Annotated in this window: 11 protein-coding genes and 2 tRNA genes; 9 read left to right on the forward strand and 4 right to left on the reverse strand. The window is 60.9% G+C overall.

What is annotated here, in order from left to right; genetic code table 11:
- Positions 1-186: 186 nt before the first annotated feature.
- The 3 genes from FNH24_RS24920 (at position 187) to FNH24_RS24930 (ending at position 1,377) form a co-directional block, all read left to right on the forward strand.
- A complete protein-coding gene (locus tag FNH24_RS24920) occupies positions 187-1,122 on the forward strand; it encodes a VanW family protein (RefSeq protein WP_152364915.1) in 936 nt (311 codons plus the stop codon).
- 30 nt (positions 1,123-1,152) lie between these two features.
- Positions 1,153-1,224: transfer RNA gene (locus FNH24_RS24925), tRNA-Gln, on the forward strand.
- 80 nt (positions 1,225-1,304) lie between these two features.
- Positions 1,305-1,377, forward strand: a tRNA-Glu gene (locus FNH24_RS24930).
- A gap of 76 nt (positions 1,378-1,453) precedes the next feature.
- On the opposite strand, the gene FNH24_RS24935 is transcribed toward FNH24_RS24930, so the two are convergent.
- On the reverse strand, positions 1,454-2,884 hold the full coding sequence (locus tag FNH24_RS24935; RefSeq protein WP_152364916.1) for a tyrosine-type recombinase/integrase: 1,431 nt from the start codon (positions 2,882-2,884) through the stop codon (positions 1,454-1,456).
- Positions 2,881-3,093, reverse strand: coding sequence for a helix-turn-helix transcriptional regulator (locus FNH24_RS24940; RefSeq protein ID WP_152364917.1), 213 nt, complete (start codon positions 3,091-3,093; stop codon positions 2,881-2,883). The genes FNH24_RS24935 and FNH24_RS24940 overlap by 4 nt, the downstream gene beginning before the upstream one ends.
- A gap of 589 nt (positions 3,094-3,682) precedes the next feature.
- On the opposite strand from FNH24_RS24940, the gene FNH24_RS32500 reads away from it, so the two are divergent.
- From FNH24_RS32500 to FNH24_RS24960, 4 genes are all read left to right on the forward strand, one after another.
- On the forward strand, positions 3,683-3,814 hold the full coding sequence (locus FNH24_RS32500; protein ID WP_281351079.1) for a hypothetical protein: 132 nt from the start codon (positions 3,683-3,685) through the stop codon (positions 3,812-3,814).
- 91 nt (positions 3,815-3,905) lie between these two features.
- Positions 3,906-5,666 (forward strand): ABC transporter ATP-binding protein, encoded by a 1,761-nt coding sequence (locus FNH24_RS24950; RefSeq protein ID WP_152364918.1) that lies wholly within the window; start codon positions 3,906-3,908, stop codon positions 5,664-5,666.
- Entirely contained in the window at positions 5,666-7,498 is a 1,833-nt protein-coding gene (locus FNH24_RS24955; RefSeq protein ID WP_152364919.1) for an ABC transporter ATP-binding protein, read from the forward strand. The genes FNH24_RS24950 and FNH24_RS24955 overlap by 1 nt, the downstream gene beginning before the upstream one ends.
- 515 nt (positions 7,499-8,013) lie before the next feature.
- A complete protein-coding gene (locus FNH24_RS24960) occupies positions 8,014-8,820 on the forward strand; it encodes a TrmH family RNA methyltransferase (protein ID WP_152364920.1) in 807 nt (268 codons plus the stop codon).
- 11 nt (positions 8,821-8,831) lie between these two features.
- Here FNH24_RS24960 and FNH24_RS24965 read toward each other — a convergent pair whose 3' ends face one another.
- Complete coding sequence (locus FNH24_RS24965) at positions 8,832-9,734, reverse strand: phytanoyl-CoA dioxygenase family protein (protein WP_217428497.1); 903 nt, start codon at positions 9,732-9,734, stop codon at positions 8,832-8,834.
- 1,102 nt (positions 9,735-10,836) lie between these two features.
- Between FNH24_RS24965 and FNH24_RS24970 the strand changes: the two genes are divergently transcribed.
- Together FNH24_RS24970 and FNH24_RS24975 are read left to right on the forward strand one after the other, a co-directional pair.
- Entirely contained in the window at positions 10,837-12,159 is a 1,323-nt protein-coding gene (locus FNH24_RS24970; protein ID WP_152364922.1) for a condensation domain-containing protein, read from the forward strand.
- Positions 12,160-12,750: 591 nt separating this feature from the next.
- The gene (locus FNH24_RS24975) at positions 12,751-14,853 is read left to right on the forward strand and encodes an amino acid adenylation domain-containing protein (protein WP_152364923.1); all 2,103 of its coding nucleotides are present in this window, start codon (positions 12,751-12,753) and stop codon (positions 14,851-14,853) included.
- Between the two features lie 104 nt (positions 14,854-14,957).
- On the opposite strand, the gene FNH24_RS32705 is transcribed toward FNH24_RS24975, so the two are convergent.
- The gene (locus FNH24_RS32705) at positions 14,958-15,206 is read right to left on the reverse strand and encodes a phosphopantetheine-binding protein (RefSeq protein WP_152364924.1); all 249 of its coding nucleotides are present in this window, start codon (positions 15,204-15,206) and stop codon (positions 14,958-14,960) included.
- Positions 15,207-15,575 lie beyond the last annotated feature (369 nt).

The following is a 15,575-nucleotide window of genomic DNA, read 5'->3' on the forward strand; positions in this document are numbered from 1 at the left end:
ATCGCCCGCGACTGCGAGTGTCCGAAGTATGGAACTTGTTATCTCGCCGAACCGGGTCCCGGACCGGCCCTGAGGCGGGTCCCGGCCACGGAAATGTGCACCCGACGTGCAACCTCCACCTACGGTCGACGCGTATCTGTCTCAGAAGGGGTGGGGGACCGAGGCACGGCGGGGAGGACGAAAAGTATGCGGGTCGAGTTCGAAACGCCCGGCGGCGGAGCGGTTGCGGCTGCGGACGATGAGTTCGAGCTGCCGCCGGCGCTGCGGGACCGCAGTCCGCGGTTGACCGAACGGGTGCCGGCGCTGTTCCCGGCCGCGGTCGCGCTGCACCGGGCCCGCCGGCGGGTGGCCTGGGCCGCGTCCGGCATCGACTGGGCGACCCGGCAGGCCACCGACGAGCTCCCGGTCCGGGTGAAGCAGCACAAGTCGCTGTTGCTGCGGACCCTCGGTGAATCGGAGATGCGGCTGCAGCACAACAAGGTGACCAACCTGCGAATCGCCGCGGAGCGGATCAACGGCCTGGTGCTGGAGCCCGGGCAGGAGTTCTCGTTCTGCCGGACCGTCGGCAAGGCGTCCCGGCGGAAGGGCTACGTCGAGGGCATGCTGCTGGACAACGGCGAGGCCAAGGCCGGCGTCGGCGGCGGCATCTGCCAGCTGGCCAACCTGCTGCACTGGATGGTGTTGCACACGTCGCTGGTGGTCACCGAACGATCCGAGCACGGCTTCGACCCGTTCCCCGACAACGGCCGGGTGCTGCCCTGGGGCGTCGGCTGCGCGATCTACTACAACTACGTCGACCTCCGGTTCCGCAACGACGGCCCGGGGTCGTACCAGCTCAAGGTCTCGGTCGGCGACCGCTACCTGGAGGGCGAGATCCGGTCGGACCGGGCTCCGGCCCACTCCTACAAGGTGTTCGCCGTCGACGAGCGGTTCGTGCCGCGCGGCGACCAGTGGTTCCGGATGAACGAGATCTGGCGCAACGTGATCGACCGCCGGACCGGCGACTACGTCCGGCGCGAGTTGATCAAGAAGAACTGCGCGCTGGTGAAGTACGTGCCGGCCGGGGTTTCCGATCAGACGCGCCGAGGTTCCGGTTTGAGTGGGGACGAGGTCGTACAGTAATGTTCTTCCTCGTGCCGCCTTGGCGGCCACTGGGGTATGGGGTAATTGGCAGCCCGACTGATTCTGGTTCAGTTAGTCTAGGTTCGAGTCCTAGTACCCCAGCGACGGAAGACTTCCGATTCGCTGGCAGCGGGGGATTTTGGTAGTCTTTCCGGGCTGATCGGCAACGATCAGCAGCTAGGGGCCCCGTTGTGTAGCGGCCTAGCACGTCACCCTCTCAAGGTGGTAGCGCGGGTTCGAATCCCGTCGGGGCTACGAGCGGTAAAACGCCCGTCACCAGGCACAACGCCTGGTGACGGGCATTTCGCAATGTCCGGCTGGAAGCGGGTATCTACGGGTGTTCTCGGTCAATACGCGGTGAGGTTTTCCCTGGAGCTCGTGACGGCTGCCGGCGGGCGAGGGCGGCCTCGATCCGTCTGCGGTTGCTGTCGAGGTCGCCGTCGATGCACTTGGCGTAGATCTTGAGCAGGACGTCGACCGAGTGGCCGGCCCACTCGGCGACCTGGGTTGGTCCGATGCCGCTGTTGAGCCAGGTCGACACCGCGGCGTGGCGGAGGTCATAGGGGCGGGCGGCGATGGGGAGCGAGCGTGCACGGTCACCGAACACTGCGGCGCGGGCCCTGGCCCATGCCCGGTTGACGGTGAACGCAGGCAGGTGGTGAGTTGCGCGCTCTCCGACGAAGAGTCGACCATCGCTGGTGGTGCCGAACTCGTCGAGGTGTCGGCGTAGAAGCGCTGTCAGCTCTGGAGGGCTTGGCACGGGCCGGGTTTCTCCAACAGCGCGCTGCTTCAGGGGCCGGTTGTCGCGTGCCTCCCCAGAGTCCGTCCACTCTCGGCCGACATGCGGTTTGGCTCCGGCGAGGTGGAGCCACCCCCACCCTTCCGCTGGGAGGTCGAGTTGATCTTCGGTGAGCGCCGCTCCCTCTTCAGGCCGAAGCGCGGCATAGTAGAGGCAGCCGAAGTAGGCATGTAGCCGCTCACCTGTGGCTCCCTGGCTGGCCACCGCACCGAGCAGCGCCCAGGCCTGGGTCGGATTCACAACCCGCCGCCGGTCAACGACCATGCTCGTGCGCTGAGGGGCCTTCCGGGCGGCCGTGGAGACAGGGTTCTCGGTCAGAACGTCACGTTCGACGGCGTACTCGGCCAGGTTGCTGATGATCTTGCGCCAGCGAGAGGTCGCGGTGGCGGATCGCACCGTTCCGTCCAATCGATGCGCGATACCGTCGAGAAGGTTCCGCAGGATGTCGGGATCTTCAAGATCAGCTGCGGGCCGAGTGTGGTTCGCGACCCAGCGTAGGGTGTCGGCAACCCATTCGGGCTTGTCTGCGGCGTCGCGGCGAAGTGTGTTGAAACCCCATCGGTTGAGCGCTGCTCGGGTACGTGCACCGTCTTGTTGCCGACCGTCGCTGATGATCATGAACATCGTCGCGGCGGTGAGGGCCTCAGCCACGGTGCGGCGAGTACTCGCCGCCAGGCGTGGCCATTTACGGTCGACGTAGTCACAGGTGAGTTGGTACCAAGTGGTCGAGAAGTCTTGGCGACGCATGGACAGGGGTCGACCGGTGTGATTGGAAAAGGCTTCTCCGTTGCGTGCTGCTGACAGCAGCACTGAGCGGAAGCTCTCTGATTGCGTCTTGTTTCTGAATGGCTCGGTGAACTCGCGGCCATCAACTGCCCATCGGACTGTGTAGGTAGTGCCCCGGGTCCCCTTGTAGACCCTGGTCTTCCAGACACGCACGTTGAATGAGTTGGTCGCGCTCATGTCGTTCGTTCAGTCCGTGCGTCGATCCAGGCCTCGAAGTCGGCGCGGCGGATACGTAGCTGGCCGTTGGGCAGCTTGACGCAGCGCGGGGCCGTCTTCTTGGCGCGCCAGTCGTAGAAGGTGGATCTCGGAACGTCCAACTCGGCGCAGATGTCGGCGATCGTCAGGTGGCGTTTGGGCTCCGCTGGGTCAGAAGGGTTGTGCGACATCGGGTTCTGCCCTTCGTTCCGCCGGCGCGTGTTGATTTCTAGAACTGGAGCCCTGTCCGAGGTCGGCACTCTGACCGAAGGCGTCTTCGGCAGCGCGGCGACGGGCGACGTCGTCGAGGATGAACTGGACGAAGTCCTCGTCGCGGTCTGTGATCGTGCTGTCGTGCCTCGGATCGGGTGGGTCCTCTCCGGGCCAGGTTGTCTGCCGGGTTGGCCGGTCGCGGTCGAGGCGGGTGCCGGAGGCTGCGACCCAGTCGCGGAGTCGGTAGCGGGCGTCGGCGAAGTCGCGGTGCCATCCGATGGGGGCGGATGCATGCTGCTCGGGGTCGTAGGCGGCGAGCCAGTGGAGATGTAGTGCCGAGAGCTCCCAGACGAGTTCGGGGTGCGGTGCCACAGGGGAGGGACGACCGAGGGCCCGAGTCCGTAGGTCCGTCGTAACCAGTTGACCCAGCCGTTGAGCTCCAGCCATAGCCCGGCAGGCCAACGCCACCATCGCCCCGTCCTCGCGCCGCGATCATCGAGGAACTAGGTCAGCGCCGCGGCCAGCTCGGCGGCGAGATCCGCCACCTGCAGGTGGTACAAGGCGACGATGTTGCCCGATCTCGCCGGCCAGCTTATGGTGCTGATCGCTGAGCCGGCGAAGGAATCGACCGTGATGGAGGTCGAGGAGCGCGACCGCGAGCCGTTGGTTGGCCCAGTGCTGGGCTCAGCGCAGCGTTAGCGTGCGTGGAGGCCGCCGACAAGACCCCTCGAGGCCACCTGACTAGAGAACTGCGTTGCCCCGATCAGTCTCAATCCGTACCGTGTCAGCAGTGCACACCGCGCTTGTAGAACCATCGGCCGCGTCCACTCGACGTACCGTCCTTCGCCATCTGCGTCCCAGCTGGCGATCCACATTTGCCCTCGGCACTGCCGTCCTTGCCGCGACGGTCCTGCCGCTGTCCGCCCCTCAGTTCACCCGGAACTTTGTCGATGGCGCGATTGCTGGGAAACCTCTATCAGCACTGATCCTGTTCGCCTTCGGGTATCTCGGGCTGACGCTCGCTGGCCAGTTCGCGCGGTTGGGTACCGCCTGGTTTGCCAGTCGCATGTCGTGGGACGTCACTAACCGACTGCGGGAAAGCCTGGCCAGACACGCTCTGGGGCTTGACATTGCTTACCACCGTCAACGTACTCCGGGCGAGATGATCGAGCGAGTGGACGGCGACGTTGTCGCCATCGCAGAGTTCGTAGTTGCATTTCTCCTCGACGTGGTCGTCAGCTTGCTACTGCTGCTCGGCGTGATTGTCGTCGTACTCTTCGTAGATGCACGGATTGGCGTTGTACTGCTTGTCTACTGCGTCTTGATGGCGGTCGCGATGTTAAACGCGCAGCGTTACGCAGTACCGGCAGCGACCCGTGTCCGTGAAAAGTTTGCAGCATTGTTCGGCAATCTCGAGGAGCGATTGGCCGGTGCGGAGGACATCCGCGCCAACGGCGCCGGTAACCACGTTGTCAATCGGTTCCACCGCGCCAGCGCCGACGTATACCGTGCAGACATCCGCGCGGAGCGGATCGGCGGCGGACTGTTCGCGGCGACAAGCGTCGCCTTCGCGATCGGCACAGCAATCGTCCTTGGCCTCGCAGCTTGGTCACAGCAGCAAGGTGCCCTGAGCGTCGGCACAGCCCTCCTATTGTTTCAGTACACGCAGATGGTGAGAACGCCGTTCGAGCGCCTGATCGACCAGGTACAGCAATACCAGAAGGCGCTTGCAGCGATTGCCCGCATCGGTGGCCTGCTCGCCGAACAGCGGACCTTGCCCGAGCCAGCTAAGCCCGATCCTCTTCCGACGACCGGTCCACTGAGCATCGAACTGTCCAATGTCGGGTTCGCCTATGCTGACAACCACGAGGCGGTGCTCACTGACGTCAGTTTGCTATTGGAGCCTGGTCAAACTCTTGGATTGGTAGGCCGCACTGGCAGCGGCAAGACCACCATCGCACGGATGATCCTCCGGCTGTACGACCCGACCCAGGGGACGGTTCGCATGGGCGGAATCGACGTACGCAATATTGGTTCCGCGTCGATTAGCCGGCGGATCTGCGTAGTTACCCAAGATGTCCACCTTTTCGCAGCGACGGTTCGTGACAATCTGACTCTATTCCGCCCAGGAATGGACGATGACCGCCTCCGCGCGGTGCTCACTGAAGTCGGCCTGTCGACCTGGCTGCGCGGCCTGCCGAAGGGATTAGATACGATGCTCGGCGCACAAGGCAGCGGTTTGTCGGCTGGTGAGGCACAGCTACTCGCGTTCGCGCGCGCGTTTCTGGCCGACCCAGGGTTGGTTGTACTCGACGAGGCATCGAGCCGGCTCGACCCAGCTACAGAGCTCCACATCGAGGAGGCGATTCGCAAGTTGCTTACCAATCGCACAGGGGTCTTGATCGCCCATCGGCTCAGCTCGCTCGCGCGAGTAGACCAGGTCGCGGTGATCGAGGGCGGTCGGGTGGTGGAGTACGGACGCAGGGAAACCTTGAGCCGAGATCCGAACAGTCGATTTGGTCGACTATTGGAAGCAGCGGGGATGGTCTGATGACATCACGATCCCCAATCCTGCGCGTCGCACTTCGCATGGCAAGGGTCGCACCGCGTCGATACGTCGGTGGCGCCTCACTTTGGGTCGTTGTATTAGTGTTGCCCATTTTGACCGGCGTGATACTCAAGGGCCTATTCGACCAGATCAGCGGCCACCGCGCGGCGGGGTTCGACGTAGCGATCTGGTTGTGTGTCGCGTTCATAGGAGTCGAGGTGGCACGCGGTCTGGTACTTTGGCTTGCCATTTCGGTGTGGCCATACTGGTGGAATGCCGCGCAAACCACACTACGGGTGAATGCCTTGCGCTCAATCTTAACGGCCCGCGGATCCGCCGCAAACCGGATTCCGCATTCTTCTGGCGAGGCGGTTTCCCGCTTCCGTGATGACGTACGCGACATTGTTCAGGTCGCCGACAACGCCGTTGATCTATTCGCCGCCGTGATATTCACCGCGGTCGCCGTCGCAATCATGTCAACGATCAATCCGCTCATCACGGTTGTGCTGGCAGGACCCCTCGTCGCGATCCTGATCCTGAACCGTGCACTGAGTGAATTGGTACGCAGGGTTCATCGGCGCGCCCGCGAGCTTGGAGCGATGGTGACCGCCCACATCGGTGAGACCTTCAACGGCGTGCTGGCCATCAAGACCGCCGGCGCGGAGGAAGCCGTTCTGGAGAGGTTGCGCGACCTCAATCGCCGGCGACGGCGTGCCGCGGTCAAGGACCGGTTGGCAATGGATATGATCGACACCGCCACAAGTGTCACTGTTGACCTAAGTATCGGTCTTGTGCTGCTGATGTCGGCAGGTGCCATGAGGCAAGGCGAATTTACGGTGGGCGACTTCGCTCTGTTTAGCAGCTACGCTGGCTGGCTGATGATGCTGCCGCGCGTGCTCGGCCGGATGCTATATCGTGTGCCGCAGGGCTCGGTGGCAGTTGGACGGCTAACCCGATTGATGGCTGACCACGAGACCGACGACGATCTCTCGCGACTGTCCGGCGTCTGGTTTCGTGAGGAGCCTCCGCCTTCGCTGGACCGTGCGCCGTCGCATAACGACCCACTAGCTCTGCTCGAGGTGAAGGGTATGACGGTGCGCCACGACGGGAGCGACCGCGGCGTCCACAACGTCGACCTTCGGATACGCCGCGGATCGTTCACAGTCGTGACCGGTGCGGTAGGGGCTGGCAAGACGACACTCGTGCGCGCGCTGCTCGGCCTGTTGCCAGCCGCTGAAGGCACAGTGTGGTGGAACGGGGAGCAGGTCGAAGATCCTGGTACATTCCTCGTGCCTGGGAGAGTGGCGTACGCAGGTCAAGTTCCGCGGCTGTTTTCAGAGTCCTTGCGCGAGAACATCTTGCTAGGTTGGAGCGTGGGATCGACTGAACTCCAGGACGCACTCGGTCTGGCAGCGCTGGACTCCGACTTGGCCGAAATGTCAGATGGTCTAGACACGGTCGTCGGACCGCGCGGTGTGCGCTTGTCGGGCGGCCAGGTGCAGCGTGCGACGGCGGCGCGAGCCCTGGTCCGATCGCCCGACCTGCTCGTCGTGGACGACCTCTCCTCGGCGCTCGATGCAATCACCGAACAGTCGCTCTGGAATCGCATCGCCGATGCGGCAAAGAGCGGCCGTGGACCCGAGACGCTACTGGTCGTATCACACCGTCGAGCGGTACTCGAACGGGCAGATCAGATCGTCGTTCTTGACCGCGGCGCTGTGGCCGGTTGTGGAAGCCTGCCCGAGCTAATCGACAATTGTTCCGAGATGCGTCGACTTTGGCGCGTCGATGCAATCGACGATGCCGAAGTGCTTCCGCGTGACACGATTCACTAATGTGCCATCCTTCGAAACCTGCTCGAAAGTGACCGTGCGCAGGAGAGTTGTATTCGCACGTTGCGGGGCCCTCATGGCTTGGGTATCCGGACCAATTCAAAGGTTAGCACAATAGAGGTGAGTGGATCTGTCTAGGAATTGATTCACGTCCAAAGAGGCCCACTATCGTCAACGCTGGCGCTCTGACCCCTCGTGCCCGGTCGCGGCTGGCAAGGTTGAGCGTGGGTTGGCCGTGGTCGACATCTGGGCCGCGCCCGCCTCTCTACACCTCCGAGACCGAACACGCGCCAGACCCAGAACCTGGCTGGAGACCTACCTAAGGGAGTCACGTGCGATCGCTCGTCTCAACATTCCATATGTGAGGGTCCGGGGCATCTAGAACTCTATCGGGGCGTAGCCAGACAACCCCACTGCTTCAAGGTACGTCCCCGTCGGGGCGTCATGAGTATCGCCAACATGTGACTGCTCGACGTGTCCCGACATTTTCGGGACGGCTTCCTATAGTATGTGTGAGCATGGATCTGCAGCAGATCGGCTCATCACACCCCCTCATTAGGCAGGCGGTGGCGCTGATAAAGAACTCGGCACCAAATCGCAACATGCTATTTGTTGCAGAGGGACTATGGGCACACAACGCTGTACTTTCCGCTAGTGTGCCAGTCCGGACGTTCTTTTGGTGTCCGGAGGCGATTTACTCTAGCGAGGCGAAGAAGCGTTCAGCGGAGGTTGCTCAGCGCGCTGAACGTGCGTTTCGGATTTCTGAGAAGACCCTGGCTCGAATCTCGGAACGTGACAAGCCGGATGGATTAGTGTCAATTGTACAGATGCCAGCCTGGGATGCCGACCTGATTGAACTAAGTGATGATGCACTGGTGGTTGTCGCTGATGCTATCGAGATTCCTGGGAACCTCGGGACGCTGATTCGAACGATCGATGCCTGCGGTGCTGAATTGCTTATTTTAACGAATCGCCGCACCCGCATGACGCACCCTAAGGTGTTTCGCGGAAGTCACGGGATGAGCCTGACAATTCCATTCTTGGATCTTGATCAGCCTGAAGGAGCTATCTCCTGGCTCAAGCACAACAACTTTTCCGTCTATGTTGCAGATACTGACGATGCTAAGCACTACCGGACTGTCGACTACTCCGGACGAACCGCGATAGTTCTTGGAAATGAGCGATACGGGGTCTCGAATCCCTGGTACCGGCACAATTTCGAACGGGTCTACATTCCGATGCGTGGGCAATCCGACTCGCTTAACGTGTCCATCTCTGCCGCGGTTCTGCTCTACGAGGCGAGAGCACAAAAGGATTCTCGTTAACGGGCCAAGAATTAATCACGCCTCTTGACCGTGCCATCGGCGAGGCGGCGAATCATGCGCTTCGTGAGCTCCAAAGGTTCCTCTGCGGAGCCCGAGACTAGCGATGGATTGTCGTTAAACTGCTTGATCAAGTCGTTCCATGAATCAGATCCTTGAAACGCGATCGACTCCTCGTCATTGTATTCAGGGTACTTCCTATAACGATTAATTCCCGGAACGGTCGCTCCCCTACAAAGAATCGGATCTAGGTAGAGGCCTTCGTTGGAGATACTTGTCGAAGTGGCAATGTAGCCGAGATCCAGGCCACAGCGTCTGGTTGTGGAGGTGTTTGCGTTGGAGGAATGGAGTATATTTGGGTGGTGAATCTCGACATCTCCGGGCTCCAACTCGACATCGACGACTCCGGCTCGTTCAATCCAGTCTTGTACGATTTCATTTTCGGTAGCTGAAGAAAGCATATTCGGGACATCGCTGCGCAGCACGGGAGCCCGAAGCGGCATCCGGTGCGAACCAGGAACCATTCGCAAGCATCCGTTATCGACTGTGCACTTGTCAACGGCAATCCAAACCGTCAGGGCTGACATGGGGTCCAAATTCCAATATGCACCGTCCTGGTGCCATAACACAGCCTGGCCATCGCGAGGACGCTTGCAAACATAGTGTGCAGTAAAACAGGCGAGATCGGGTCCTAAGAATGCTTCCGCGATGTCGAGGAGCCGATCGTCGGAAATAATCCTGACCCAGAAGGCGTCATTTCTGGCAAGCGGGTGATGCCAGTGCTCGGGCCTTAATTCCGGATACCTACTCGCGAGCCACTGGACATGGCGTTGAAGTTCCTCAATGGTAACCGGATCAAGCACGTTTCGAATTACTGCAAACCCTTGTTCTTCGAATTTTGTTCGAACCTCTGCCATGGTCATATCTTGTACTACCCCTAGTCGTCTTCCAATTACTTAGATTGGGAGGAGATTTTACCGTACTCTAGTGTCCTTTTGCAAACATTCTTTCGGGTCCATGGAGAGGCCCGGGACCAGCACGCGGTCGTCATGACGCTGACTAAGTCTTGGGACTCGTTACCTTCTGATGGCTCCCGGATTGCAGGGACCTCAGGCGCCGGGCTGGGCATAGACCTACCGCGCCGGGTGTTGATGGCCCGGACGGCGATCGCATCCGACCAGCCGACAACAGATTCGCGTTATGCGAAGGACAGAGGGCAGTAACGCCATTATGAAGACCGGCCGGTCGTGAGTCTTGCACTCAAGGCCCACCAAGGATGGTAGCGGACCAAAGTGCACCGGCATACGGGGCCCTTCTTGCTTGCTGAACGAAACGCCGCGTCGTTCCAAGTGTATGGCCGCCGCCGTCGACCCAGTCGAGGTGCCAGGAGCATCTGCTTCGCCGAGTCGTCAGCTCATAGCCTTATCTCGGACCGCAACCGGGTCGTGCCCGCCAATCCTGGATGACCCGTTGCGCTCGACGCACGGCTCCATGGCATCGCGTCCTGGCACAGAGGCCTGGGAAGGCCGACGAAGGCTCCGCGCCGCCATGCACCCAGCCACCCATTTACCCTCGCCCGGCCCGGTAGCCCGGTGACCCGTCGCACCAGGTTGTGCCAGCCGCCCACACCTGTCTCGGGCCGAACGCGACGGTATCTGCCAGCCGCCAAATGAACCACCTCGAGCCATGGCTGCACTACTCACGCAGATGGACGAGGGTACTGAGCGTGCCGCGACGCGTGAACCTACCCTAAGCAGTCGGCCGGCCTCCAGTGAACGGTCTGACTGTAGGTAGGTCTCTCCGCTGCGCTATATGAAGCCAGAATGGCAGCCATTCGGGAATGGCCAGCCTTCGCTAGGTGACAGCCCTGTAGACTGTCCAGGACGGGGGCCAAACAGGTCCATAGCGGAGGGATCCCTGTTCTACAGTTATGCAATCACTTGAGGATGTGGCCGTGCAACTGCCACCGACGTGCAAGTTCAGCTTCGATAGTCCATCAACAGTTCCTAGGATGATTCCGTGAACTCTCGTGAAACCGTAGGGCCATTGACATTTGGTCAGAAGTGGCTGGTCGAAGCGGTTCGACAGAGCGTTGTGTCCGGAGGGCTCAATCTTGTTTCGGCAGTGGACTTGCCTTCGGGGACGAAGGTTGCACAAGTTCTTGATGTTTTCGAGGATCTTGCGGCACGGCACGCTGCTCTCCGGACCACCTTTCTGTTCAACGGCCAGGATGTCCCATGTGCCCAGATAGTGTGGCCTGATATCAATGTGCCGTGCATTGTGAGTGATCAATCGGTCGAATCCCTGCCAAGGAGCCGAGACTCTGCAATTCAAGCGCTTGTCACGACCGGATTCGAGTTGGCCCGCAGTGTCGGGTGGCGAGCGCAGATCCTTGCGGTAGCCAGTGTAGCCAAGACCGTGGTGCTTTCGGTGCATCACCTGGTAGCCGACTGTGTGGCACTGGCAACCCTCCGTCGGGAACTCCTGATCATGCTTGATAGGCGGCACGCTTCGCTCAGCCCGACTGAGAGCCCAATCGAATTGGCCACGTCCCAAGCTTCGGGTGAGGTAGTCGAGGCCTCGATAGCGGCAGAGTTCGATTGGACGGGCCTGCTTTCGCGACCAGAGCTGCTGCCGAAGCCTATTCGCCCCCCAAGCGGAAGTGCTCGCCGAGTTGTGAGGATCGACTTCGGTGAGCTCAGTGCATCTCTACATGAGATCGCCCGGGATCGGGGATTCTTTACGTCTGCCACTCTCGTTGCCATGGCGGCGCTATGCTGGACTCAGTTCCACCGGCGGCCGCGCGTTGCCGCCACCCTTCTGTGTACAGGGCGCCCGACCGAGCGACTGGACCGATGCCTAAGTTCACATGTGCAGCCAGTGCCATTATCGCTGGAGGCTGACGAGGGTCTTTTCGTAGATTTCATAGAGAAAGTCCAGGAGGCGATGTTCGAAGCGAACTTTTCTAGCAGCTACGACGTGACATTGATCGAGAAGCAGCTCGGCGGGGATCGTCTTAACGACGTCCTCGACTTTTGGATCAACGTTATGCCGGAGGCCGAGAGCGATCACGAGACGCCACAAACCTGCACCCTTCCCGCCTCGACGACCTTCGGATGGGACGAAAGCGTTTCCCCACTGTGGCCGGGCTTCTATTGCCAGATCACGATCGGTCGACATGTGAGTGTCCGGCTGGCTTTAGACCCGGCACAGGTGACCTTTGTCCAAGCCGAGAAGCTTGCGTGGGCGTGGCACGAGGTCTGCTGCGAGGTCGTGACAAGGCCTGATTGCAGCGTCAGCGATATTGCGGCGCTCTACCTCGGTTCGGCGACACTTCCATGAGCCGGCACTACGCCCGGCTGCCACCGGACACGGGCACGAGACGCGGGTCTGTGGCGGGGAGCTTCGCCTTACCCCAACGTTCACAATTCCTATGCGCCCCAAGACCTAGCGTTCGCATACGTAGAGTGTTACTGCAATGGGCCGCAGATCAGGCCGAGTGTCAACGTACCGGATTTCAATGACCAAGGAGGCGCCGGCGTGGAATTAATGCGATGTCCGGGCAGTCGGCGTTGCCCCGTCAACGTGGAGGCACTGCAAGCTGAGGGCTATCGGCCACGACGCCTCGCGCTCTTCGCTGGAATCTGGTCATCGGGTGTGGTGCTAGCACGCTTGCCCGACACCCAATTCGTCTCGTCCCTCAATGTACTCACCGGGCTCGGAAGGCATGTTGGACACGTGTCGGAATTAATGAACCCGCGAATTCGCTCATTGCCCTCGTTGCGCTCGCGCAGCCACCGACCGACCTGCACATCAGTGAGGTCGGTTTGGCCTGGGCGGCGCCTCGAAGCTGGGCGGCATCGTCTGACTCAGGTCCAGTCATCAATGAGGTTGCCGGGACTTGCTTCGACTGACTGAGGAGTGGACCCCTGTATGAGCACTAAATCACTGAATCCGTTCGACGACGCCGACCGGCTCCACCAAGTGATCCTGAATTCCGCCGGCGACTATTCTACCTGGCCTGAACCGCATCCGGTCCCAACCGGCTGGATTACGGTTCTTCCCGCTACCACCCGTGACGCGGCACTTGCCTACGTCGACAGGTCTGCCTCTGACACGACTGTACAACCGCACGCACGAAGCAGTCCCCTAATGAAAGGCGGGAACGGTAGCGGTCGGCACATTCCGGACAGAGGTTCTGGGTGCAACCGAGGTCCTTTGCCGACTTCCCGCGCCCTTTGCGGTCCGGTCACCGCGCGAACGGACCACCTCGCGCTGGTCCACCAACTGTTTGAGCTACATGCAAACCGTGGACCTGCCGGAATCGCGGTTGTTGCCGACAGGCAGCAGCTCAGCTATGGGGAACTTAATCGCGCTGCAAATCAGCTAGCAAGGCTGCTACTGCATCACGGTGTGCGCCCCGAGACGCGTGTGGCGCTTGCCATTCCCCGCAGCGTTGAACTGCTCATCGCAGTGCTGGCTGTGATGAAGGCTGGCGGCGCGTACGTTCCAGTCGACCTTGACCATCCCGTCAAACGCATTGCCGACCAGCTGATCGACTCCGAGCCCGCCCTGGTTCTCAGTCGATCGGATCTGGACCCGCGCCTTTGCGGTCTTGGCTCCTCTGGCTCGAATCTCTTCGTCGACGACCGGAGCGTTGCCGATGCCGTTGCAGCAATGTCAGCCCACGACCTCATCGACACCGAGCGTAACGCGCCTCTTCGCCCGTCACACGCGGTCTACCTGATCTACACGTCCGGATCGACCGGGCGACCGAAGGCGGTCGTTCTCGAACATCACAGTGTGGTGAACTATCTCACTCGATGCGTCGCTGCCTACCCTGGACTAGCATCGAGCTCATTGTGGCACTCGCCCCTCGCTTTTGATGCCACCGTGACAACTCTGCTTGGCACTCTTAGCGCGGGCGGAACCCTTCATATCCGTGATCTAGTCCCCATCGACGGTCCTGTCTCCGCACCGGATTCGGACCGGCCGACGCGTGTTGACTTCATCAAGGTGACGCCAAGCCATCTGTCTCTTCTTGCCGATCTACCCATTGGCCACTGGCCGGCTCGTGAACTCATGACCGGAGGCGAACCTCTACACGCTGATGCGCTGCCCGCGCAGTTCCACGCCGCCCGCGTGAGACTGATCAACCATTACGGCCCCACCGAACTCACAGTCGGATGTGCTGACTTTACGGTGGCCCCGGATGGGCATCTACCGTCCGGGCCGGTTCCAATCGGTCGACCGATGTCCAACCTCACCATGCACGTCCTAGACGGAACTTTGAGCCACGTCGCACCAGGCCAGGAAGGAGAGCTGTATGTAGCAGGCCCCCAGGTCGCTCGGGGCTACTGGCGACGCCCAGGACTAACAGCCTCTCGATTTGTAGCCAACCCGTTCTCAACTGGTACACGCATGTACCGTACTGGTGACATGGTAGTCGTAGACCAGCGTGGCAACCTCATCTACAAGCGTCGCGCAGACGACCAGGTGAAGATTAGAGGGATCCGAGTTGAGCCGGCGGAGGTCGAGGCTGCCCTGTTAAAGTGTGCGGGTGTGAAGGCTGCCGCAGTGACCATTGCCGATACTAAGCGAAGCGTCGACTCCGTTCTCTGTGCTTATGTCGTTGTTTACCCCGGAACAGACGCGTCGTCAATTAGAGACTTCCTTACCGCGCAACTGCCTACGTATATGATTCCATCGACGATCGAGTTGTTAAGTACGCTGCCGATTTCGACAAATGGCAAACTCGACCGGGCGATACTCCGGCGACGGGAACGAGGGCCGATCGCAGTCGCCAATGAACATGTACTACCACAGACCGCCGAAGCCAAAATGTGTGCCATCTTTGAGGATCTCTTGGGTGTCTCGAATGTCTCCGCTGACGACAACTTTTTCGACCTCGGTGGACAATCGCTCCTCGCGATGCGCCTTGTCGCTAGGCTGCGGTCCGCGTTCAACCTACATGTCACCCTACGTCAAGTGCTGGGTAATCCCACCCCGAAAGGGATCGCGAGCCTCGTCCTCTAGATCGCGGATCTGGCTTAGTTGAAACGAATGAGGCGTTTGCGTTGAATTTCACGTATGCGGCGGATAGCCTGCAATTCTGCGATTCTGCCCGGTATTCGCGATCATTACAGCATGCGAGAATCGTCAGCGAGTGCTGCCTGGGCGGCTACGGTAGGATGCGAGAAGAAGTCCCGAACCCGGAGATCCACCTTCAACTGCTCCCGCAACCGTGCTACGGTCCTCATCACTAACAGTGAGTGGCCGCCTAGTTCGAAGAAATCATCGTCCAAACCAACTCCCTCGATTCCCAGCACTTCTTCCCAAACGGCCGCCACTATCACCTCCGTCGCCGTCCGCGGTCTCAACGTCACCACCTACTCCCTGTGTGCAGCGTCGAACTCGCCGCCGCTCACCCGTTACGTCGATCGGTTCGCTCGCAGATATAATGATGTTACTGCGACCTTCTCATCATCCGTCCGGACGTGGAACGCCCGCGACGATCAGCCTCAGGGTAGTAGCCCCAAGCTGAACTCTCAACCAGCTACTGAGATCTCAACCGCTAAATCTCCACGCAGGGTCATACTGCCACATCGCTCCACAAGGCATGCCTGGCGAGCCCCGGATGTGATCTTCGCATGCTGGGATCTGGGACAGAATCCCTTGGTTTGAAGTCCTTGCCCTGGCGGATGCCAGCGGCATCTGGCATCGACATGTCGAGCCGGCACGCATCTGCGGCTCCTCGG

Source organism: Microlunatus speluncae (assembly GCF_009299835.1).
Lineage (GTDB): Bacteria > Actinomycetota > Actinomycetes > Propionibacteriales > Propionibacteriaceae > Microlunatus > Microlunatus speluncae.